This is a genomic window from Candidatus Nanosynbacter sp. TM7-057 (genome assembly GCF_022828295.1).
Classification (GTDB): domain Bacteria; phylum Patescibacteriota; class Saccharimonadia; order Saccharimonadales; family Saccharimonadaceae; genus Nanosynbacter.
Map to the genome: position 1 here is coordinate 124990 of NZ_JAJQJT010000001.1, position 21790 is coordinate 146779.

At 43.2% G+C, this 21790-nt stretch carries 23 protein-coding genes; 3 read left to right on the plus strand and 20 right to left on the minus strand.

From position 1 onward, the window contains the following. Positions 1–99 precede the first annotated feature (99 nt). The 9 genes from LRM45_RS00640 to LRM45_RS00680 all read right to left on the minus strand — a co-directional run bounded on the left by LRM45_RS00640 (position 100) and on the right by LRM45_RS00680 (position 6995). A complete protein-coding gene (locus LRM45_RS00640) occupies positions 100–717 on the minus strand; it encodes an SAP domain-containing protein (RefSeq protein WP_243826336.1) in 618 nt (205 codons plus the stop codon). A 45-nt stretch (positions 718–762) separates the two neighbouring features. Continuing rightward, complete coding sequence (locus LRM45_RS00645) at positions 763–2106, minus strand: glycine--tRNA ligase (protein WP_243826337.1); 1344 nt, start codon at positions 2104–2106, stop codon at positions 763–765. 75 nt (positions 2107–2181) lie between these two features. After that, positions 2182–2862 carry a DNA repair protein RecO gene (gene recO / locus LRM45_RS00650; RefSeq protein WP_129636524.1) on the minus strand — a complete coding sequence of 227 codons (681 nt, stop codon included), beginning with the start codon at positions 2860–2862 and terminating at the stop codon, positions 2182–2184. Further along, positions 2846–3217 (minus strand): response regulator, encoded by a 372-nt coding sequence (locus LRM45_RS00655; RefSeq protein ID WP_243826338.1) that lies wholly within the window; start codon positions 3215–3217, stop codon positions 2846–2848. The genes recO and LRM45_RS00655 overlap by 17 nt, the downstream gene beginning before the upstream one ends. After that, entirely contained in the window at positions 3214–3930 is a 717-nt protein-coding gene (locus LRM45_RS00660; RefSeq protein ID WP_232736420.1) for a sensor histidine kinase, read from the minus strand. Before LRM45_RS00660 ends, LRM45_RS00655 begins: the two co-directional genes overlap by 4 nt. A 35-nt stretch (positions 3931–3965) precedes the next feature. Continuing rightward, complete coding sequence (locus tag LRM45_RS00665) at positions 3966–4625, minus strand: hypothetical protein (RefSeq protein ID WP_129636518.1); 660 nt, start codon at positions 4623–4625, stop codon at positions 3966–3968. Between the two features lie 40 nt (positions 4626–4665). Then, complete coding sequence (locus LRM45_RS00670; RefSeq protein WP_243826339.1) at positions 4666–4854, minus strand: exodeoxyribonuclease VII small subunit; 189 nt, start codon at positions 4852–4854, stop codon at positions 4666–4668. Next, positions 4844–5944, minus strand: coding sequence for an exodeoxyribonuclease VII large subunit (gene xseA / locus LRM45_RS00675; RefSeq protein WP_243826340.1), 1101 nt, complete (start codon positions 5942–5944; stop codon positions 4844–4846). The genes LRM45_RS00670 and xseA overlap by 11 nt, the downstream gene beginning before the upstream one ends. Further along, positions 5928–6995 carry a lysylphosphatidylglycerol synthase transmembrane domain-containing protein gene (locus LRM45_RS00680; RefSeq protein WP_243826341.1) on the minus strand — a complete coding sequence of 356 codons (1068 nt, stop codon included), beginning with the start codon at positions 6993–6995 and terminating at the stop codon, positions 5928–5930. The genes xseA and LRM45_RS00680 overlap by 17 nt, the downstream gene beginning before the upstream one ends. 38 nt (positions 6996–7033) lie before the next feature. Here LRM45_RS00680 and LRM45_RS00685 point away from each other — a divergent pair, with 38 nt between their 5' ends. Both LRM45_RS00685 and LRM45_RS00690 read left to right on the plus strand, forming a co-directional pair. Beyond that, positions 7034–8227: a TRM11 family SAM-dependent methyltransferase gene (locus tag LRM45_RS00685; RefSeq protein ID WP_243826342.1), complete on the plus strand. Its 1194-nt coding sequence runs from the start codon at positions 7034–7036 to the stop codon at positions 8225–8227. Between the two features lie 63 nt (positions 8228–8290). Beyond that, complete coding sequence (locus tag LRM45_RS00690; RefSeq protein WP_129632482.1) at positions 8291–8563, plus strand: 50S ribosomal protein L27; 273 nt, start codon at positions 8291–8293, stop codon at positions 8561–8563. Between the two features lie 100 nt (positions 8564–8663). Here the strand turns inward: LRM45_RS00690 and LRM45_RS00695 are convergent, their stop codons facing one another. The 7 genes from LRM45_RS00695 to prfB form a co-directional block, all read right to left on the minus strand. Next, a complete protein-coding gene (locus LRM45_RS00695) occupies positions 8664–9785 on the minus strand; it encodes a hypothetical protein (protein WP_243826343.1) in 1122 nt (373 codons plus the stop codon). A gap of 74 nt (positions 9786–9859) precedes the next feature. Then, positions 9860–10243: a response regulator gene (locus LRM45_RS00700; protein ID WP_129632476.1), complete on the minus strand. Its 384-nt coding sequence runs from the start codon at positions 10241–10243 to the stop codon at positions 9860–9862. A 41-nt stretch (positions 10244–10284) separates the two neighbouring features. Beyond that, positions 10285–11460, minus strand: coding sequence for a S41 family peptidase (locus LRM45_RS00705; protein ID WP_243826344.1), 1176 nt, complete (start codon positions 11458–11460; stop codon positions 10285–10287). A gap of 61 nt (positions 11461–11521) precedes the next feature. Then, on the minus strand, positions 11522–12661 hold the full coding sequence (locus tag LRM45_RS00710; protein WP_243826345.1) for a CHAP domain-containing protein: 1140 nt from the start codon (positions 12659–12661) through the stop codon (positions 11522–11524). Between the two features lie 42 nt (positions 12662–12703). Beyond that, entirely contained in the window at positions 12704–13690 is a 987-nt protein-coding gene (locus LRM45_RS00715; protein ID WP_243826346.1) for a cell division protein FtsX, read from the minus strand. Then, positions 13690–14373, minus strand: coding sequence for a cell division ATP-binding protein FtsE (ftsE, locus tag LRM45_RS00720; protein ID WP_129632464.1), 684 nt, complete (start codon positions 14371–14373; stop codon positions 13690–13692). Before ftsE ends, LRM45_RS00715 begins: the two co-directional genes overlap by 1 nt. Before the next feature lie 20 nt (positions 14374–14393). After that, entirely contained in the window at positions 14394–15485 is a 1092-nt protein-coding gene (gene prfB, locus LRM45_RS00725) for a peptide chain release factor 2 (protein WP_243826347.1), read from the minus strand. Between the two features lie 51 nt (positions 15486–15536). Between prfB and hpt the strand changes: the two genes are divergently transcribed. After that, on the plus strand, positions 15537–16076 hold the full coding sequence (gene hpt / locus LRM45_RS00730; protein ID WP_243826348.1) for a hypoxanthine phosphoribosyltransferase: 540 nt from the start codon (positions 15537–15539) through the stop codon (positions 16074–16076). On the opposite strand, the gene murD is transcribed toward hpt, so the two are convergent. From murD to hpf, 4 genes are all read right to left on the minus strand, one after another. Beyond that, on the minus strand, positions 16073–17317 hold the full coding sequence (murD, locus tag LRM45_RS00735; protein ID WP_243826349.1) for a UDP-N-acetylmuramoyl-L-alanine--D-glutamate ligase: 1245 nt from the start codon (positions 17315–17317) through the stop codon (positions 16073–16075). The genes hpt and murD overlap by 4 nt on opposite strands. Before the next feature lie 36 nt (positions 17318–17353). After that, positions 17354–18631, minus strand: a complete 1278-nt coding sequence (locus LRM45_RS00740; protein ID WP_243826350.1) for a M16 family metallopeptidase — start codon at positions 18629–18631, stop codon at positions 17354–17356. A gap of 15 nt (positions 18632–18646) precedes the next feature. After that, complete coding sequence (secA, locus tag LRM45_RS00745) at positions 18647–21277, minus strand: preprotein translocase subunit SecA (protein WP_243826351.1); 2631 nt, start codon at positions 21275–21277, stop codon at positions 18647–18649. A 125-nt stretch (positions 21278–21402) separates the two neighbouring features. After that, positions 21403–21774 (minus strand): ribosome hibernation-promoting factor, HPF/YfiA family, encoded by a 372-nt coding sequence (hpf, locus tag LRM45_RS00750; protein ID WP_129636610.1) that lies wholly within the window; start codon positions 21772–21774, stop codon positions 21403–21405. Between the last annotated feature and the right edge of the window lie 16 nt (positions 21775–21790).

Consider the following 21790-nt stretch of genomic DNA (forward strand, 5'->3'; position numbering starts at 1 on the left):
TTTCACCTACAGTATACTCTGTCTTTCCAATATCTCTTTCCAATATCCATTTACTAACTACTCATTGGGTGTTAATAAGTTAGGAATTACCTAAATTACCTAATTGTGATACTCTTTTATTTTTCCTGCATATTCAGTCAAAAGATTCTTTGAATAAATTTTTTCATTTCTTGAATCTCTAACTTCTTTCCAAAGAATAGCAGCTACTTTTAACTTATTCGAATAGTTGCGACTATTTTCGTCTGCACAGAAATCCTTTAAAAATTGATTCCATTGACAAACCGAATTATCATATTTAGCATAATCCGATTTTCCATAATAAACTTTCAGCATATCTTGAATCGTAAAACTCAAATCATTTTCACTTTTTACTTTTCTCCAAGCAGTAGCCATATCAGCAGTAAATTTAAAAGGTGCAATACCTGTTACGGCAGAGAAATATTCTCTAAATTTTGTATTAAAGGAAAACCCACATTCAAGTAATGGCATATATAGAGTAATATTTTCAACTTGCTTTGTTTCGTTTTTTATTGATGATTTTTTAATTAAATTACCCTTAAAGTACTGCTCAATAATATAATTAAGTTCTTGTTTTGTACCTCTATGTTCTAATGCTAGCGACCTGCATATCTGTGAAAGTTCTTCACGATACCAATAGTGTTGATTAAATTCATCAAACGATGTGATTTTATCAAACTCAGGTCTACTTTTTGTCAATCTTTTATCTCCTCAAAACCAATTTGCTTTTTTCACGTCCAATATCTACAACTCCTCAACCTTCACCCGCCTCTGCTCCGTCGTATCTCGCTCACGAACAGTAACGGTGTCATCTTCCAGCGTCTGAAAATCGATAACCACGCAGTGCGGCGTACCAATTTCATCCTGACGGCGATAGCGCTTACCGATGTTTCCATTGTCATCCCACATAACGCGTCCAGGATTTTTCTTAGATAGGCTAGCGTAAATTTCACGTGCCTTCTCCACCAGTTCCGGCTTATTCTTAAGTAGCGGCGAAACGGCAAATTTAACCGGCGCCAAATGTTCTGGAAGCGCCAGATAAACACGCTTGCTGCCGTTCTGCTCGTCCTCACGATAAGCGCTCGACAAGACTGCCATCAGCGCTCGCTCGACACCAAAACTCGGCTCAATCACGTGCGGCACAAACTTTTCATTCGTCCCCTTAATCGTATATTCCATACTCTTTCCGCTGACGCGCTGAATGTTCATCAGGTCAAAATCAGTCCGATACGCAATTCCCATCAGCTCTTCCTTGCCAATTGGAAAATCGTATTCGATGTCAATCGTTTTCTTACTGTAATGCGCCCTGTCTTCCGCCGGAACATCCAACTCGTGAATATTCTTAGGGTCTAATCCCAACGCCTCCAAAAACTCGTGCGTCGACTTCAACAATTCATCAAATGCTTCCTGCCAATTTTCTGGATTGACAAAATATTCAATCTCCATTTGCTCAAACTCCCGAGAACGGAAAACAAAATCTCGCGGCGCAATTTCATTGCGAAACGCCTTGCCCTGCTGAGCAATTCCAAACGGCAAGTCTGGATAAAAACTATCAACAACGTTCTTAAAATTGGTAAAAATTCCCTGAGCAGTTTCTGGACGAAGATATGCAACGCTGTCTTCACTTTCAGTGGCGCCGACGCTCGTCTTAAACATCATATTAAACGTGCGAGATTTACTCAGTGGATTTCCGTCTGGGCTTTTAATTCCCCGTTCCGCAATCACTTCGTCCATTTGCTCCATCATCAAACCTTCAACGTCAGCCCCATTGTCTTTAAGGATATGATCCGTACGATAACGCCGATGATTAACCGTATCTTCGCACAATGGGTCAACGAACGTATCAACGTGCCCGCTCGCCTTCCAGACTTTCGGATTCATCAAAATCGCCGCATCGACGCCATATATATCATCGCGCTCGTCAACAAACATTCGCCACCATAAATTCATAATGTTGCGCTTCAATTGAACGCCAAGCGGACCATAATCCCACGTTCCAGACAAACCTCCATAAACATCAGAACCCTGATAAATAAAACCGCGACGCTTACACAGGCTAATAATATCTTCCATTTTTGCTTGACTCATTGAAAAAACCTTTCTCCATGTTGGCAACATGGCGATTCACATTATTACCAAAATTATACCATTTTACTGACAATTTTACACTGCGGCGTGCTGTCTGGCGGTCAACCAACAATCGTTTATAACCTCAGTTATTCCGCCAATTTGCGCCACATTCGCGAGTGGTTTTGCCTGGATTAACCTCAGTAGCTTGATGGCGTCTGCACCCAAATCGCCCTGCTCCGCTAATCTCAAACCTTTTTCCGCGCTGTCATACATATATTTTTTATCTGGTAGCAGCGCCGCCGTCGTCACATCTGTGCGAAGATTTAATTCATCGCCCAGCAAACTCGCGTATTGCAAATAAAACCAAGTTTCAATCAATTTTTGATTTATCGCGGGATTATTCAATTGCTCCAAAACTTGACTCAGCACATAATACCACTCTGGTTCGTCAATGTTTTCACTCGCCGCAGAAACCAATTTCATTACCGAATATGCAAACTGCATCCGATCATAGTCCTCCAAAATATGCCGATAAAACGCCGACAATCGAGCGGAAGTTAATAGCCCCAAATCGCCCCGACCAGAACGAATAACCACGTCACAAATCGCGAATAATTCAATTCCACCCGCCAATTTACTGCGCTCGCGTCGCACACCTTTGGCAATCACACTACGTCGACCTTTTGGCGTTAATAATTGCAAAACTCGGTCAGCTTCGGCGTAATTCGTTCGCCTCAGAACGATCGCTTTTACTCGTTCACTCTGCCCCGTCATTTAAAACCTCGCGAAAAATCGCCCGCGCCTCATTCGGACGCATCGATGTTTTATTCAAAATTGTCTTCACACCAAGCGGACGCAAATCGTCCATTTTAACGTCGATATTAGTACAAACCACAATCGGCAAACTCGCCAAATCCGCGTACGATCGCAGCTCATTCAACAAAGCAATCGCCGTTTCACCAGCTAACAACATATCCAAAATTAAAGCATCAGGTTGCCAATCGTCAATAATTTCAATCGCCTGACCACCAGAAACCGCCACTTGATGTTCCGCCCCAACATCCGCGGCAAACTTGCCCAGAATATCCGCCCAATTCTTATCATCCTCGACAATTAACAGTTTTTTCATATCAAACTCAACTGCCGACTAATTGGCATTTCTACATAAAAAGTCAATCCATCACGGTGACGAATCAGACCAATTCGCCCATTCATCGCACGCGCAAATTGATTCGCCACGTAAATCCCCAGCCCGCTACTTTCCGGCCTTGTTCGCACGGTTTTTCGCGTTTCCATTTCATCAAGCAAAAGCCGATATTCCTTCAAACTCATCATCGGTCCAAAATCTCGCACGCTCATTCTCACGGCATCTTTTGTCGCCTTAACCGAAACCTTAATCTCCGATCCGTCCTCAGTATACGCCAACGCATTATTCAAAAAGTTCGCTAAAATTCGCCCCAAAAGTGTTCGGTTCGCTAATATCAATTGACTATTTCGACTGCTCTTAGGCCAGCTAACTTTTCGTCCGTAAAGCATTGCGTTGAACTTCGTTTCCATCGCTACTTGCTGACATAAAGCCAACGGATTGACCGGCTCAAGCGGAAATAACGACGGCGTTAAATTAGCTGAATTTGCCAAATCGATCGTAAGTTGCAACGCCTGCTCAGAAGTCCGAATAATTCGTTGCTGGATCTGAGTTTTATCGGCAGAACTGGTTAAATCGTCGTCCAACAGTAGCGCCAATTGCCTAATCAAAGCCAGCGGCGTTTTCAGCTCGTGAGCCGCCACCAAAACGCTCGGCAATCCCCCAAAATCAGCATCACTCCACTCTTTACCTGCCATACAATTCTAGTATAGCAAATATGTACTGGGTTTTTCTATTCAGAGATTTTTACAGTGCTCAATATAGTCTGGAAATCTGGCTTAAACGTATCCGCGTCGGTTGAAAAACGAATAGTTTTATCGCGAACCTTCATCAAAACCACAGAGCCGCGCAATTCTTTCTCAAACGTACCGTCAATCCGAGTTGCTGAAATTCCGTTAAACTCAGTACTACTTGAGGTCAATTCACCCTTCTTTAGTCGTGATTGATAATCATTCAGCACCGTATCCATATTCTTATTGATAATTTCCAGCCTTAATGCAAACCGACTATTTTTATTAGTTGTCGAAGGAACTGAAACAGGGTGAAGATAAGCTTTGTAATCACCCCTGTCGCTACCGTCATTCCCTACATATACACTCCAAGTTTTTGGATACATGAACGATACCCGACCGTATTCAGCAGGACCGACAAATTCAATACGCGGGTTTTTTGCTTCTTCAGAAAATTTCTTCTGGTCTGATTCGGCTTGTTCGCTCTTCCCCTTAGCAACTTCAATCGCAACTTTACTATCAACACTGCTCTTTTCTCGGGAATATTGCATGTACGCCCAAATTGCCAAAGATCCAGCAATCAAAAACAATATCAGACAGCCGATTGTGCCGACCATCCAGCCATTAACTGAGCCACGCTCACTCTTATCTCTCGTCATCATATTGTAAAGTATAGCTTATGCTTTAATTGATGTAAAGATCCTACTCAGCGTTAAAATCCTCGCTAAGAACCTCGATATCATGTCGCATATCTTCCAGCGTGGCAGTAATTTTTTTTGACAATTCTCTCGCCTCAATAAACTTCTGTTTTGCTTCGTCCAGATTAAAATCATCGCCTTGAAACCACGCGATTCGCTCGTTCAATTCAGCCATCATTTGCTCAATTGTCATATCGTTGTTCACTATTCTCAATCCTCGCTTTCATAATTATATCTTTTGTTGTAATCTCTACAATATTACCAATCTGTAAATCACCCTTGATCATTGCATAGCCACGACGCAGCGCCATTTCCGGATCATACTCAGCTATGACTTTTTGTTGCGACAATGTTGCATTTGCAGCCACACCCACACGGCTTGACCACTGTTTTAGCGCTTCTTTTTGCAACATTGTTGCATTAAGCGATTGTTCTTCGATAGCTCTACAAATTGAATCTTTCGCGTCAATTAACCTGTAATGCAAATGCCTAATCACTTCTCGCTTGTCAGGAAACAGCAATTGCGCGGCGTTACTCGGCGTGGCTGCGCGAACGTCCGCCGCCAAATCACATAAACTCTCATCAATTTCATGACCAATTCCAGTCATTGTCGGAATGCGACTACTCGCCACCGCCCGTACTAGTTTTTCATCGTTAAAACTCGCCAAATCTTCCGCGCTGCCACCGCCACGAATCAAAACAATCACATCTGGAGATTCTGACATTTGATTAAAATATGATATTGCTCGAACAGCTTGATCTGCAGCATTAGCACCCTGCACATTAACGTTGGCGACTACGAATTTCACACCACCCCAACGCTCACCGGAAATCTTCATAAAGTCAGCATATCCCGCAGCTTTTGTACTGGAAATAACAGCCACTCTCTGAGGATATTGCGGCAATGGACGCTTTCTTTCAGAATTAAACAAACCCTCAACTGTCAATTTTTGCTTCAAAAGATCAAAACTTCGCTTCAAACTTCCCTTGCCTAATGGGCGAATCTCTTGAATATTCAAACTAAAGGCGCCTTTATCTCTAAGCACCGGCATCGCTCGAACGACAACTTTCATTCCATCTTCAATTGGCGTGCGTAAATTGCTAAAACCAACAAAACACCGAACCAGCCCATCATCATCTTTTAGATCAAAAAAAGCGTATTTCGGAGGATAAGACTTGAAACTAGAAACCTCGCCCTCAACTTCAACCATTCCAGCAAAAGCCACGTCAAAAGTTTGATTGACAACTGCTATGAAATTACTAACACTAAATCTGGGAATCATCTGGCTTGCCGTATTTAATCAGTGCGTGTTGATAAAAAATATAGCCAAAGATAATCGTGCCAGTAAGTAAAATTGCTCGCGTCAGAATTATTCCAGCAATCGCCAAATCTGGCGGAGTGCCTGCCATACTTAAGAAAATAATCATGATCGTTTCGTAAACTCCCGTCCCTCCAGGCGTAAACACGACAATCGCTGCCAATCCCGCCACACCATATCCAACCATCAGAATCGCCGGATTAACAAAAACACCCAGCGACAAAAACGCTACGGCAAACATCGCCACATCAAAAACAGTGTAGACAGCTCCCCAAATCATCGGTTTTATTAGAAGCTTCGGATGATTGGACAAATCTTGAAAATCGTCCTGCATATCAACAAAAAACTCTTCGACTTTCTTCGACTTCATCACTCGACGTTTTTTACCTAAAGTGGCAATTTTTACTAGCGCATTAATAAATCTAGACAGCCCAGTCGCAGTTGCTTGCATACGACGCTTTGACGAAAACACGAAAATCAGACCAAACGTCAGCGCTAAAACCACGATAATCAGCAAGAAACTAGCGGCAACGATATAACGATTAACCTTACCGTCAATAGCCAGCGCCAACACAGCAATCACCAACAGAACCAAAAGCGATAAAAATCCCGTAACGTAACGAATCACCTGCGCAAATGTCGAACGTGCCGAACTCACGCCAAGCTTGTGCATTCGCCACGTCGTATACGAAATTCCACTAACTCCGCCCGACGGAAAAATGTGATTGACCAAATTAAGCTCCAGCGCAATCCTCGTCTGCTCCAGCCTGGAAATATGATGAATCAGATTCTTCTCTCTTAAATACGAAAAAATCATCTCGCCGCCAGCGAAGTACACGATAATCTGAAACGGTAATAGTAAGAATAATAGCCATAAATCCGCGTGCAAAAACAGATTCCACGCCTTCACGAGCTCATGCCGAGATAGAAAAATTATTATTGCCAAAACCGCCAACGTCAAAACGCTCATAATGGCTCGTGGCGATTTTAACAGCTGCAACACCTTCGGTAACATAACCTTCATTATACCACGATAAATGTTATAATTACGATATGTTTATAGCTATTCTTGGCCGTCAACCTGAAATCTCTATCGCTGAATTAGAGGCGGTTTACGGCACTCAAAACGTCCAAAAAATCTCCAACCAAGCCGCCACGGTTAATTGCGACAATTTATCAATTGACAATCTCGGTGGAACGATTAAGTGCGGACAAATCATCACGAAGATAAAGTCGCAAAAATCAGACCACAATACCCTGCTCCAAGCGTCAAAAATTATTGTTGAAAAATACACGAAAAAACTTTCGAATAGTCAGAAAAAAATAACCATCGGAATAAGTTTTTATGGCAATAAAATGGATCCGCGCAACATTCAAAAAATAGGAATTATCCTGAAAAATAACCTGAGAAAATCTGGCGTCAGTTTACGTCTAATTCCTAATAAAACCGCCGCGCTGTCCACTGCGACCTCTCACAATAATAAACTCGGCAGGTCTGAGGCGAAAATTGAAATTATCATAGCTAAGAACGTGTACGGAGATTTGATAATCGCTGAAAGTCGTGGCGCTCAAAATATCAATTCATATACTCAGCGCGACCGCGGACGACCAAAGCGCGATGCCTTCGTGGGAATGCTTCCACCCAAGCTTGCACAAATTATGATTAACCTGTCTGGCGCAAAACCTGACGATTATCTCTGGGATCCGTTTTGTGGCACAGGAACGGTACTACAAGAAGCTGCGCTTATCGGCGTGAATGCTTATGGCAGCGATTTGAGCGATAAGATGATATCTTACACGACTGAAAATATGAGCTGGGTAGAAAAAACTTTTTCGACAAACACTTTCTGGCAAGCGCATCAGGCCGACGCTACCTCTGTAAAATTGACGAATGAACAGAAGGAGCGGATTTCTCGCGTTGTTTGCGAAACATATTTAGGTCAGCCGTTTTCCGCACCACCCAGCCCAGAAAAACTTCACGAAGTAGTCGGAAATTGTAATCACATAATTAGCGATTTTCTACAAAATATCCATTCGCAAATCCACCCAGACACGACGCTTTGCATAGCCGTTCCAGCGTGGCAAAATCGCGAAGGTAAATTTACTCACCTGCCTCTGATAAAGAATCTTAAAAAACTTGGATATCAGCAAATTATCGATAAAAACCTCTTATATTACCGCGAAGATCAAGTCGTTGCCAGAGAAATATTGGTATTAAAACCCGCAGATATAGCCAAAACCGCTTGACAACTGGCTTTATTTTCGATAAACTAGAACAGATTGTTTTATAGAAACTATAAGGAGTAAAGAATGTCAAAGGTTAAAGCTGGTGGTTCTAGTAAGAATATCCACAACAATGCTGGTCAACGTCTTGGCGTTAAGCGATTTGGCGGTCAAAAAGTTTCCGCTGGAGAAGTTCTAGTTCGCCAAACTGGTGCCACAAAGATCGCTGGTGACGGTACATACGTTAGCCGTAATTTCACCATCCACGCGGCAAAAGATGGCGTAGTTGGCTTTAAGTCAGTTAAGAAAACTAAGTTTACCGGCAAATCAGAACGCCGAACGCAAGTTGTTGTTCTTTAATCGGTAAAAACTTTTTATTAAAATAGCTCCGGTAAATACGGAGTTGTTTTAATATTAATAATTATTTCTTACATATACGAGAAGCGCCCTTGCAGAATCTCTATACATACCACTTCTCTCTTTGCCGCCCCTGTAATGAGTAACCGTTTTGTTTTTTGTTTTGTCTGTCCACATTAAATGACCCATCCATCATGGCAATTGCCAGCACTACAGTATATTCACGACTGCGCATTTTACCCGCATAATAATCACCTCCGAGATAATTAGGAGCTTTTAGATTATCCTCTGAGTTACGAAGAACTCTGTCTGCCAAAGCGCCTGGATTAACGGCTGCCAGCCTATCAAGACTGGAAGTTAAATATTCAAACAAGCGGCAACGCGTCAGGTGACTAGCTCTAATGTTATTTATTAACGCTTTAGAGTCAAGCAACCTCTCGGGATTAATTATTTGCATTAACGATGGATTCATAGCTAGATTATCAATAGCCTCTTTCGCAGCATTAAAGCTATTCTCAGATACAGGAACTCCTTTTGGGTTTCTAACGGCAGCGTCCTCTACATTATTTGACGGCACATAATTCGGGTCAAGCAGGTGCTCAAATTTCAACTTCACAGATGTGTAATCGTCCCTAAAAGACATTCCGTCCACGTCAGTCTCTAGAGGCCTCATCAGTTCTAGTACTCTCTTATCAAAACGATTTAGCTCTGGGCTATCACTTTCATCTAGCCCCGTTTCCGCAGTCGACAGACTATTCCAATCACTAGCCGTATGTTTCTGCCGCCAAACTTGATCAGCAGCCTCTGCTCCTTCTTTAAGCATTTCCTCAGTAGATTTTCCGTAAAGATCCTGAATATAAGATTCGTCAAAACCTTTATTTGCTTCTCGACTTTGGAGCTTCTTCAATGACACAATCTTAGTTGCAATAATATGCTCTTCGTAAACATGCCCTCCATAAACTTTAATCGGTTTATGTACTTTCACAAACAACTCAATCGGACCAATATCCTCCTCAGAACCAGTGTCACACACACTTAGCATATCGCCAGAAATCCAGCCCCCATCATGCCTGACGCCTTTTCCGTCTTGACCACTGCGAATAACGGTTAGCGGAGATGTTGCAATATCTGGGTCAGCATCGTCATGAAAAGTTGCAACTACATAATCTTCCAGTGTTTTTGGTCGTTCTTGTTTGTGATTTTGTGTTGGTTTTGGTTTTTCCATATATAACTACCTTATACCAAAAAACAAGCAAAAAGTCAACCCCTAAGAGGCTGACCTTCGCTCGATTTGTTTATCTATTGAATACCCAAATGATGCTTTACGCGCGCCACAACGTCGCCAATTACAACCTGAGATTTCACCAAATAATCATCAACGCCCAAGCTCTCAGCGCGCTCCTTGTCCTTTGGCTGACTAAGTGCTGTTAGCATAATAATCCTCACGTTAGCAGTCTCTGGCGTATTGCGAAGAATATCCAGGACATCAAAGCCACTAATCTTTGGCATCATCACATCCAAAAGAATCAAATCTGGACGATATTCAACAGTGGCAGACAGGGCATCTTCTCCGTTATTAGCTTCTCTAACATCAAACCCTTCAATCTCTAGTCGCGACCTATAAACCGCAGACAGAGCCATATCATCCTCAACTAGTAAAATCTTCTTTTTTTGTCCGTTCATACTATCTCCATTTTATGTTGTCCAGCCCAAAAACACAAGCTTTATAACGACTTCGCCTTATCCACCTGCGGATCTATGTTATTATTGACATCGTCCGACGAAAGATCAACTTTTACATCAGGTTCTATACCAGTTTTATCTATATTTTTGCCCTTTGGCGTGTACCATCTGGCTTCAGTAACTTTCATTTGCGACCCGCCAGGTAGCCCAAGTACAATCTGCACACTTCCCTTGCCGTAACTCTTCTGCCCAACCAGCGTGGCTTTTCCGTATTCACGAAGCGCCCCAGCTGTAATTTCGCTAGCACTGGCACTATTGCCGTTGATAAGCACCACCGTCTTCATGTTGCCCAGAATTGGCGTTCCAGTTGTACGCAGCGTTTTAACAATTTCAGAACCTCTACGCTCGGTCATAGCTATTTGATTGTCTAGCCAAATACCCAATAGCCCTTGAGCAGCTCCAACCGTTCCGCCAGGATTATTCCGTAAGTCCAAAATCACCTTTTTAACACCTTTCTCAACAAACTCCGAAGCGTACTTCCTGGCCAAGCTCACTGTATCATCGCCAAATCGGTTAACTTTCAAAATACCAATTTCTCCATCAATTTCCGACTCTACTGCCGGAGAAACTATATTCTGACGCACAACCGACACCTCACGCGTTTGGCCACCGCTTAATAACGTCAATTTAACGGATGTACCAACTTCTCCGCGAATTTTACTCACAACTTTTTCCACTGACCAGTCAGAAGAAGCCTCGTCATTCACCTTAACAATCACCTCGCCAGCCTTAATTCCCGCCTTCTGAGCTGGACTATTTTCCAGGGGTTTTATGATAGTTGGCTTATTATTCCTAAGACCAATCTCCGCACCAATTCCACCACCAATTTGGCCACTTAATGACTTATCAAACTCTTTCGTCTCGTCAGGATCCATATACACCGTATGAGGATCGCCAGCCGCTTCAACTAGCCCGCGATTGGCGCCATAAATTAACTTTTGAGTATCCAATTTTCCGTCATAATTAGCAATCAGTTCTTGATATGTTTTTTGAACGCTAGATAAGTCGATTGTCTTATTTGAAGTTCTAACACCAAATACCGACGCCACGTTAGCAAACAGCGCATCGGAGCGAGCTCCTGCTACAAAACTAACAATAGCCACAATAACAATCGTCAAAAACCAACTTAATTGCTGTCTTTTTTCTCCCGTAACCATATGCTTATTATACTACAAAACGCTCGGTTAGCACGAGCGTTTTTGCGTATCACTATGCCGACTAGAAGTAAACGTATGTCAATCCTGAAGCTGAGCGTGTGTAATGCCTATATAAACCATCCCAGGCAAAATTGTAATCACTAACGGTAATAGTTCCGTCGCCATTGACAGATTCAACATACATAACATGACCGTAATATCCAATATTCATCACGGCTGCTGCACCAGCTTTTGGTGTTGAGCCGCTAGAAATGCCATGACGTGCCGCAGTTGATGGCCACTGATTTGCGTTGCCTGCGCCACCAAAATGCGGAACATATCGTCCAGTACTATGGATTTTCCAAGCCACGTAGCTCACGCATTCACGCGTGTATAGCCCCCATGGATCGACATAAGCGTCGAGTGGAGCACTCGCCCAGGCGCCAGGATAGCCGCCGCCGCCAGGTACACCGCCCGGAATCGAAACATTACTACCACCAAGAGCTCGTCGGTTGGCTGCAGCCTGCTCTTCACGTAATTTAGCTACTTCGGAATTACGCTTTTGAGCCAGCGCCGCATAGTTATTTTGGTCGTTCTTCGTGTCAGTAATCAGTTTTGCCTTCTCAGACTGTTTAGCCGCCATCGCGTTGCGCTGCAATTCTTGGTCGCGAAGTGTATTCTCGACAGACTTTTTATTCTCTTCCAGCTTTTTCTGCAAAGACTTAATTTCTTTAATCTTATCATTCAATGAAGTTTTCAGAGAATTACGCTGTTCTTGCTTATCGATGTAATCGCTAATATTTTTTGAGCTAGCAAGCATCTCTAGCGGCGAAATCTGATCATCAACATACAAATCCGCCAAAATTCGCCCCATCGCTTTACGATTGTGCTTAATTAGCTCTTCGTTCTTTTTTATCTGATCATTAAGACTATTAATCTTCTTTTGGCTGTCAGAAATCTGCGCTTGGATAGCTGATATCTGTCCGTTTATCTTATCGAGTTCCGCCTGTAAACTATCAGCCATCTCACCCAAGCGCGAAGCCTCAGAATTATAGTTGTCTGCTTCTTGTTGTTTTGCCTGAATTTCGGCGTTATAGTCGCGAGCTAATACGTGTGATGCCAAGCCAAAAATGCTCGATCCAGCGAGCAATGCAGACATCGCCACCAGAGAAGCTCTGCTGACTAATGATGCCGAAACTGGTGTGGTGGACCGTAGTTTCATACGTCTATGTTAGCATAAGCATAATCAGTATGTCAAGGACTTTTACAACTTAAGATATTTGCGAGTTGCCACCCAGGATGACGCCACGCCAATTGCCGCGCCGACCAGAATCATACTCAAGAAAACCAGCACGCCGTACATTTTTAGATGATTCAAAAGATTATCGATAGGAATTCCGTATTTTACCATCGGATCATGTGCAAAAATTAACAGTCCATACCCAACCACCGTTGCGATAATTGCCGCGATAAATCCGTACATTATAGCCTCAACGATAAACGGACCTCTGATGAAGCTGCGTTCTGCGCCAATCAGCTTCATCATTTCAATCTCATCCTTGCGGTTGAAAATTGCCATGCGAATGGTGTTAAAGACCACAAGCGAAGAAATCACCACGAAAACAACTGTAGCGATTGACCCGCCAATACTCGCCAATCTCACCCAACTACCAACTGTTTTAATAGCTTGCTGACGTTCGCCCGAGAATGATGGTTCCCTGTTAGGATCTTTGTACTTTTTATACAAATCATCTGTTTTAACAAAATTATTTAATGACTGCTGGTTGTTCAATTCTTTCACGGAAACACGAAGCGTTGCCGACATCTCATTACTAGACTCGCGAATCGCCTCAAGCGTATCTGGATTGTCCTTATATTGCTCGGCTTGCTTTTCACGCGCTTCTTCTGCGGAAATATACTTAACGCTATCGACATTATCTAATTTTTCAATTCGAGATTTAATCGTTTTAATCGTTTTTTCTGGCGTGTCACCCTTTAAGTAAATTGACATATCGGCACGCTTGGAGACATTTGAAACGGTATCAACCAAAACCTGACGCGCTGATAATGTTATAAACACGATAATCAACGTGACGCTCATTACCGCAGTCGCAGCAATTGTCAGCCAAGCATTACGACTGAAGTTATTGATGCCATATCGGCACATTCTGACAAACGTCAACCAACCTCTTCGACGCTGACGTATACGGATAGTTTCTTTGTTCTTGTTGGATTTACTAACTGATTTCATTACTGTTTATAACTCCCTCTCGCCTGATCAGAGGTGATTTTACCATGATCAATTGTAATAACGCGTCGCTTCAATTTATTAACAATCTCCACGTTGTGAGTCGTCAAAATAACCGTCGTGCCATACTTGTTAATCTTTTCCAGCAAGCGAACAATATCCCAGCTATGCTTCGGGTCCAAGTTTCCAGTCGGCTCATCTGCAATCAGAATCTTCGGCTGACGCACCACCGCACGCGCAATTGCTACACGCTGGCGCTCACCGCCAGAAAGCTGATGAGGAAAATGCTTTTCCTTCCCCTTAAGACCAACCAACTCGATCACCTTCGGCACAGTTGCCTTAATTTCCCGATTTGTCATTCCAGCAATTTCCAGCGCAAACGCCACATTTTCAAACACCGTTCGATTCGGAAGCAACTTAAAATCCTGAAAAACCACGCCAATTTTCCGACGCAACAGCGGAATATGTTTGTCCTTCAAATTGTCATAATCAATTCCGCCAACCACAATTTTTCCAGAGCTCGGCTTTTCTTCGCGAGTCAAAAGCTTCAAAAGTGTCGATTTGCCAGCACCCGACGTGCCAACAATAATCACAAATTCACCAGCGCCAACATGAATGCTTGCTCGATTCAATGCCGGCTTGTTACTTTTTCCGTAGTTCTTCGTTACCCTATCTAACAGAATCATTACTAGTATTATACCATAAGCTAAATATTTTTAGAATTAGCATTTTGTTCTAAATATGCCGTGATAAATTCGTCAATATCGCCGTCCAAAACACCTTGAGCGTTGCGATTTTCGTGCTTTGTGCGCGTATCTTTAACTAGCGTATATGGATGCAAAACGTAATTTCTAATTTGACTACCCCAGTTTGCCGATTCGCCAGCCCTAAGGTCGGACAAAGTTTCGGCGTGTTGCTCTAATTTCATCGCTAGCAATTTTGACCGCAAAATCTTCAACGCCGTTTCTTTATTCTGAATCTGCGAGCGCTCATTCTGAATAGCCACCGTAATCCCTGTCGGCTCATGCGTCACTCGAACCGCCGAATCTGTCGTATTCACACCTTGACCACCCTTGCCGCCCGAACGATAGACATCAATTCTTAAGTCATTCGGGTCAATTGATATTTCATCGGGCGCGTCAATTTTCGGCAAAACCTCGACAAGCGCAAAACTAGTCTGGCGCAAATTGTCCGCATTAAACGGACTTAATCTCACCAAACGATGCACGCCATTTTCCGACCGCAATTTTCCATAAGCAAAAGATCCAGAAATCTCCAAAACGACCGTTTTAATTCCAGCGTCGTCATTTGTTGAGCGTTCCAGCGTATCAACTTTCATTCCAGACTTTTCCGCCCAGCGCAAATACATTCGCTCCAACATCGCCGCAAAATCCTGAGCATCCAGTCCGCCAACTCCAGCGGAAATACGCATAATTGCCGAGCGATTGTCATATTCGCCAGAAAACAACAAATCGGTTTTATGTCTATCAAAACTCTTCTCGATTGCCGCAACTTGTGCTTGGAATTCCGGCAATAAATCGTCATCACCAAGCTCCATCAACTCCACCATATCACTAACCTGCACTGTCAAAGTCTGCCAAGGCTCGACGGTCTGACGAAGGCTGGCGGCCTGTTTCGTTAATTCTTGGGCGTAATCAGGATTATTCCAAATTTCTGGCTGGTTTAATTGATCATCCAGCTCCGCCAATTTCTGCTCCAAATCAGAAAACTTCAGCGCTTTTTTAGCCTGTTCAATTTCTTTTTCTAATTCACCAATTTTCTTTTTTAGCGGTTGCATATATTTTATTGTACCATTTTTCAACGCTCAATTCTCTGTTAAAATAAAAAGATGGATAAAGATATTGAGAAAATTCTATTTACGAACGAAGAAATAAAAACGGCAGTTCAGAAACTTGGGAAAAAATTGACCGAGGATTATCACGATAAAAATCCTGTCGTCGTGGGTATTTTACGCGGCGCGGCGCCGTTTATGATCGACTTGATACGGGCGATGGATTGCTATATGGAAATTGATTTCATGGCGGTCTCCAGCTACGGCGACGACACAAAATCTTCTGGATCTGTAAAAATTATCAAAGATTTGGACACCGACGTAACGGATAGGCATGTGTTGATAGTTGAGGACATAATTGACAGCGGTCGAACCGCCCAAGCGCTAAGAGAATTATTTGCCGCAAAAAATGCTGCGTCGGTAAAAATATGCTCGCTATTAGACAAACCAGAAAGGCGCGAAGTTGACGCAAAGGCCGACTATGTAGGTATTGATACGCCGAATGAATTTGTCGTTGGCTACGGTCTGGATTTTCGCCAACAATATCGCAACTTGCCATACATCGGCATCTTAAAACCAGAAGTCTATCAAGATTAAAGCTCTTCTACGGCGGCGACAAATTGCTCGCCACGATCAGAATAGCTCTTAAACATATCAAAGCTGGCAGCCGCTGGGCTAAGGATCACCACGTCGCCAGATTGCGCTTTATTTTTGGCTAATTTGGCAACTTCTTTCATTCCTGCCATATTCAATTGGACAATTCCGCAATCAATTTTTTCTTCCCTTAAAACTTCCCTAATTTCACCAGAGTTAGCGCCATTGATAATTATCAGTCGCACGTTTTGCCTGGCAATTTCTTCTGCTAGTTCAAAATAATCCGCGCCTTTATCTGAGCCGCCCAAAATTAAAATCTTCGGTTCTACAAAAGCTTTTAATGCCGCAATCGCACTGCCCGGAGTTGTCGAAATGCTATCATCGTAATATTTCACGCCGTATTTTTCAGCAACAAACTTCAGTCGATGCGGAAGTCCAGTAAAATCACCAAGCCCTTTCTTTATCTCATCATCCGACACGTTCGGCAAAATCGATTTCACCGCCGCTATCGCCGCGCACGCATTGTCAATATTATGTTTCCCTGGCAAGCGAATCGCAGAAGTTATATCGTCCGAGAGAACAAATGGATATTCCTTTTTCTGCGCCGAACTCGTATCTACAATCGACGAACTAAACTTATTTTGAGAATTATAGACAACATAATCGTCCGCGGTTTGGAACTTGGCAATATTCGCTTTTGCCGCCAAATAGTCATTAAAATCAGCGTGGACGTTCAAGTGGTCAGGTTCAATCATCAACACCACGGCAACGTGCGGAGATTTTTGCAAATCCCACAATTGAAAACTGGATAATTCATAAACAACAACGTCATTTTTCTCAATTTTCGGCAAAATATCCAAAGCTGGCACGCCAATATTCCCCACCAAATGAACGGTTTTACCCGCCGCGCGCAAAATCGACGAGATAAAACTACACGTCGTTCCCTTGCCTTTTGTGCCAGTCACGCCAATTATAGTCGCTGGGCAATTGGCAAAAAACTCATTTGTCGCCGACCAAATTCGACCGTTAGTCTTTATCTTTTTTGGCGGAAGACTTGGCGACCTAACGATTAAATCTGCATCCTCCAGCCCCGAAAATCCCGTCTGATAAGCCACATTTTCCGGCAAATTATCTACTTTTTCACGCTCGTCCGCCACCAAAAAATCAGCTTCTGGAAACTTCTCCCGAAAATAACGCAAATTAGATTGACCTTCAACACCAAAACCAGCAATGACAATTTTCATAACCTGATTATATCACGGGCAATTTACGATTACACCCTAAAACAGCTTGTCGAGCTTGTCGTACAGCTTTGTTAATAACTCTTTTTCTTCCGAAGTAACTGCCGCCAACGTCCATGTGTTTGATGCAAAAAATTGACGAGCCGTTTCAATCAACTGGTCAGGAGTTACCGCCAAAATAGAATCTGGAACAGCGGCATAATCTCTTACAAAATCATCAGCAAAATATCGTCCTACGTAAAAATTGCTTACTTGCCCAACAGTTTGAGCGCCCATTTGATAACGACCCAACGAATACGATTTCACACTTTCCAAATCTTCATCAGAAATAGATCCAGCCAAAACTTTCTTCAACTCTCTCACGATAATATCAAAGAGCTTTTCTGCAGTTTCAACATTTACTTGTCCACCAAAATCCCAAGCCGAATCGTAAAAACCAATCGACGTATCACTAAAAATACCATACGCCAAGCCTTTTTTACGAGCCGCACCAAAAATCCGTGAGCTCATCGTGCCGGTCAGAATGTGATTCAATGCGTTCATAGCCGTGACTTCTTCATCGCTTAGCTCGCGCGGAATCATCATTGACCAGCCAAACGTCAAATTCGTCGCCTCTTTTCTCCTGACTAAAACCGGATTAGCCCTACGTGGCTCATCGCGCGGAATAACGAATCGCTCGCCCGTCTCTAATTGCCAACCCTCAAGATGTTCTTTAATAGCCGCTTTTCGTCCAGCCATTTTTCCAGCCACCACAAACCGCATATTCTTCAAAGTATGCGTTCGCTTGTGATGATTTTTAATGTCTTTCAGTTCAATATTAGCAATTGTTTTTAGGCGCTGATTATACGTCAAAATATCTTCACCCAGCGCCTGCTGAATGCGCGGCCACATCACACGATTGTGATTGTTGAGATAACCAGTTAACTCAGAGCGAACATTGCCCTTTTCCGCCTCAAGCTCATCGGCATTGAAACGCGGCGTTGTAATAGCCAGCCTCTGAAGCTCCAAAATCCTGTCCCACTCAAAATCCGCACAAATCGCTTCATAAACCATTGAATAGTCAGAAGTGTAAGCGTTATGATAAGCGCCATTCTTGGTAAATTCCTGCTCATAATTATGCTCCGAACGGAACTTTTCGTTCGCGCCGAACGCCATATGCTCCATAATGTGAGCCGTTTCGTAAATATCTTTATTCAAAACATAGCGATTGCCTGCCCTGAATTGCACCTGAAAACTCATTACCGTAGCGTCTGGAATGTCAATCAATAAGCCACGCGCACCATTCTTCAGTCTAATTTCTTCAACTGTATGTTTCATTGCTTAATTCTCTGATTATTTACGATTTTTCTTACGATTCTGTCGCTGAGTCTTTTTCTTCTTTCGAGCTTGATTCTTCGCACGATTTGATTCCGCGCTAGTCTTGCCCTTTTTCACAGAGAAGTCATCGTCGCGATTTTCCTCGCCCGAACCAATTTCATTTACGCCACGCTCAACGGCATTTTCCGCCAACCTAGTTAGCTCAGTGTCATATTCGTCGTCTTGAGATTGACGAACTGTAGCGTCGGCTTTATGAATATTAAATATCGTTGCCAAAACTTCATCGCGGAGATTAGCCTGCAAACTCTCAAACAACTTCTGGGATTCTGATCGGTATTCCACCAAAGGATCACGCTGTCCAACACTTCGCCAGTGAATTCCTTCGCGCAAATGTTGCATATTTTCCAAATGTTGCATCCACAACGTATCCAACACCGCCATGTAGACTTCGCGCTCAACTCCACGCAAATCATCAGCGCCAATCTCACGCTCTTTCTCCGCGTAAGCTTCTTCAGCCAGCTCCAGCGCCTTCTCGTAGCGCAAACGATCCTTCTTTTCCTTACCAACCTTTTCAATTTTTTCCTTATCAACCGGGAAAATTACAGAGAAATCTTCGACAAACTTTGGATTATTCTTTGATGGAAGAGTTGTCAATTCGTGAACTTTAGCTCGCAATAATCGCTCAATTTCCGGCTTAATATTATCGCCTTCCAAAATCCTACGTCGCATAACATAAACGACGCGGCGATGACGGTTAATCACATTGTCATATTGAACAACATTTTTGCGCGTATCAAAGTTGTAGCCTTCAACTCGCTTCTGCGCCGCTTCCAATGTTTTCGATACGGCGCGAGTTCTGATTGGCGTATCATCATCAACGCCCAGCCTATCCATCAACGACGCAATTCGCTCGCCCTGGAAAATTCGCATCAAATCATCTTCGGTCGAAACGTAAAACTGAGTCTCGCCTGGATCGCCCTGGCGTCCGCCACGACCGCGCAACTGATTGTCAATTCGGCGTGATTCATGTCGCTCTGAACCGATAACAACCAAGCCACCCAATTCCTTAACGCCCTCGCCAAGCTTAATGTCGGTACCACGACCAGCGATATTCGTGGCCAAAGTAATCGCGCCTTTCTCGCCGGCTTTCGCAACAATCGCAGCCTCACGCTCATTGTTCTTGGCGTTCAGAATCTCAAACTTAATGCCTTCTTTTTCCAAATATTTGGCAATTTGCTCGTTCTTTTCAATAGAACCAGAGCCAACCAGAACAGGACGACCTTGCTTATGGTAATCCTTAATCGCCTCAGCGACAGCTTTCAGTTTGGCCTTTTCAGTCTTGAAAATCAGATCTTCCTTATCCTCACGAATAACTGGTTTGTTCGGTGGAATTTGGATAACATCAAGTGAATAAATTTGCTGGAACTCCTCAGCTTCGGTAAATGCCGTACCAGTCATACCACTCAATTTATTGTACAGACGGAAATAATTCTGGAAGGAAATTGTCGCCAAGGTCATACTCTCTTCCAGCACAGGAACGCCTTCTTTTGCCTCAATGGCCTGATGTAAGCCTTCGTTGTAACGGCGACCCTGCATCAAACGACCAGTATGCTCGTCAACAATAATCACTTCACCGTCGTTGGTTACAACGTAATCCTTGTCGCGCTTGAACAATGTCTGCGCTCGCAAAGCCTGATCCATATGATAAACACTGCGCACGTGATCTGGTGTGTACAAGTTTTTTATTCCCAACAATTTCTGAACCTTTTCAACACCTTCATCAGTCAAGGCAACACTTCGGCGCTTCTCATCCAAAACGTAATCTTCCGGAACCAACTTCGCGGCGATTTTAGCAAACGTGTAATAATTGTCAGGATTTTCAGCCGCTGGAGCAGAGATAATAAGTGGCGTACGAGCTTCGTCAATCAAAATTGAGTCAACCTCGTCAACGATTGCGAAGTTCAATTCACGCTGCCTGAGCAAATCAACGTCGTTAACCATGTTGTCGCGCAAATAGTCAAAGCCAAACTCGTTGTTAGTTCCGTAAGTAATGTCCGCAGCATAAGCTTCCTTACGCGAAACTGGACGAAGTTTTCGCATTCGAGGATCGTCGTGATGCTCATTGTCGTAATCTTTATCATAAACAAATGACGCCTCATTGATAATCACACCAGTAGTCAGACCTAGGAAATCATATACTTGACCCATCCAACCGGCGTCGCGCTGCGCCAAATAGTCATTAACCGTCACCACATGAACACCCTTGCCCTCCAAAGCATTCAAGTAAGTCGGCAAGGTCGCCACAAGAGTCTTACCTTCACCAGTTTTCATCTCGGCAACGTTACCCTCATGAAGAACCATACCGCCAATCAACTGCACGTCATACGGACGCTCGCCAATCACACGCTTAGCAGCTTCCCTTGCTACAGCAAACGCGTCTGGCAAAATCGTATCAAGCGTCACACTCTTCTTCGACAAACGCTTTTTCAGCTCATCAGTTTGCGCCCGAAGCTCCTTGTCGGACATCTTTTCATATTTGTCATTCAGACCGTTAATAACATCAACTTGCTTACGCAATCGTTTCAAAATCTTCTTCTGTGGATCGCCAAAAATCTTACTCAGCGCTTTTTGTTGTGTAATTGCCATAAACCTTAAAACTCCCTCACTTTCAGGCATTTTCAAAAACTTCTTTTATTATAACTTTTTTCAGACAATTTGAAAAGAAAAAGCGCCCAGAATCTGAACGCTTTTCTGCTAATTTCATCTATCAATTATTTTCGACCGAAAGTTTGCTTCAGCTTCGCCAAAATTCCGCGACTTCCGCCAACGTGAGCCAACACATCGTCTTTATACTTACGAACTTGACCGTTCAACCTAGCTTCAACAATATCCACCGCAGCCAAAACGTTCATGGTTGAATCCTTAGCTACAATTTTCTTATCTGGCACATTGATAATAACTTCAACCTCGTACTTGTTGCCGCCAGGATTGTCAATCTGCCTAATCTTAACGTCTGCAGACGCGCTCTTTCGGGCATGTCGCGGCAAGTATTTTCCCAACGAACCAATTTTCCTTTCAACGTATTTTTTTGTTGTAGCGTTCAGCTCATATTTAACGCCAGTAATTGTAATATCCTTAATCATTTTTCCTCCTACTAAC

Excerpts from the sequence above, each read along its gene's own strand:
- LRM45_RS00645 (WP_243826337.1), bottom strand. The coding sequence starts at position 2,106 with ATGAGTCAAGCAAAAATGGAAGATATTATTAGCCTGTGTAAGCGTCGC.
- recO (WP_129636524.1), bottom strand. The coding sequence starts at position 2,862 with ATGACGGGGCAGAGTGAACGAGTAAAAGCGATCGTTCTGAGGCGAACG.
- LRM45_RS00655 (WP_243826338.1), bottom strand. The coding sequence starts at position 3,217 with ATGAAAAAACTGTTAATTGTCGAGGATGATAAGAATTGGGCGGATATT.
- LRM45_RS00660 (WP_232736420.1), bottom strand. The coding sequence starts at position 3,930 with ATGGCAGGTAAAGAGTGGAGTGATGCTGATTTTGGGGGATTGCCGAGC.
- LRM45_RS00665 (WP_129636518.1), bottom strand. The coding sequence starts at position 4,625 with ATGATGACGAGAGATAAGAGTGAGCGTGGCTCAGTTAATGGCTGGATG.
- LRM45_RS00670 (WP_243826339.1), bottom strand. The coding sequence starts at position 4,854 with ATGACAATTGAGCAAATGATGGCTGAATTGAACGAGCGAATCGCGTGG.
- xseA (WP_243826340.1), bottom strand. The coding sequence starts at position 5,944 with ATGATTCCCAGATTTAGTGTTAGTAATTTCATAGCAGTTGTCAATCAA.
- LRM45_RS00680 (WP_243826341.1), bottom strand. The coding sequence starts at position 6,995 with ATGTTACCGAAGGTGTTGCAGCTGTTAAAATCGCCACGAGCCATTATG.
- LRM45_RS00685 (WP_243826342.1), top strand. The coding sequence starts at position 7,034 with ATGTTTATAGCTATTCTTGGCCGTCAACCTGAAATCTCTATCGCTGAA.
- LRM45_RS00690 (WP_129632482.1), top strand. The coding sequence starts at position 8,291 with ATGTCAAAGGTTAAAGCTGGTGGTTCTAGTAAGAATATCCACAACAAT.
- LRM45_RS00695 (WP_243826343.1), bottom strand. The coding sequence starts at position 9,785 with ATGGAAAAACCAAAACCAACACAAAATCACAAACAAGAACGACCAAAA.
- LRM45_RS00700 (WP_129632476.1), bottom strand. The coding sequence starts at position 10,243 with ATGAACGGACAAAAAAAGAAGATTTTACTAGTTGAGGATGATATGGCT.
- LRM45_RS00705 (WP_243826344.1), bottom strand. The coding sequence starts at position 11,460 with ATGGTTACGGGAGAAAAAAGACAGCAATTAAGTTGGTTTTTGACGATT.
- LRM45_RS00710 (WP_243826345.1), bottom strand. The coding sequence starts at position 12,661 with ATGAAACTACGGTCCACCACACCAGTTTCGGCATCATTAGTCAGCAGA.
- LRM45_RS00715 (WP_243826346.1), bottom strand. The coding sequence starts at position 13,690 with ATGAAATCAGTTAGTAAATCCAACAAGAACAAAGAAACTATCCGTATA.
- ftsE (WP_129632464.1), bottom strand. The coding sequence starts at position 14,373 with ATGATTCTGTTAGATAGGGTAACGAAGAACTACGGAAAAAGTAACAAG.
- prfB (WP_243826347.1), bottom strand. The coding sequence starts at position 15,485 with ATGCAACCGCTAAAAAAGAAAATTGGTGAATTAGAAAAAGAAATTGAA.
- hpt (WP_243826348.1), top strand. The coding sequence starts at position 15,537 with ATGGATAAAGATATTGAGAAAATTCTATTTACGAACGAAGAAATAAAA.
- murD (WP_243826349.1), bottom strand. The coding sequence starts at position 17,317 with ATGAAAATTGTCATTGCTGGTTTTGGTGTTGAAGGTCAATCTAATTTG.
- LRM45_RS00740 (WP_243826350.1), bottom strand. The coding sequence starts at position 18,631 with ATGAAACATACAGTTGAAGAAATTAGACTGAAGAATGGTGCGCGTGGC.
- secA (WP_243826351.1), bottom strand. The coding sequence starts at position 21,277 with ATGGCAATTACACAACAAAAAGCGCTGAGTAAGATTTTTGGCGATCCA.
- hpf (WP_129636610.1), bottom strand. The coding sequence starts at position 21,774 with ATGATTAAGGATATTACAATTACTGGCGTTAAATATGAGCTGAACGCT.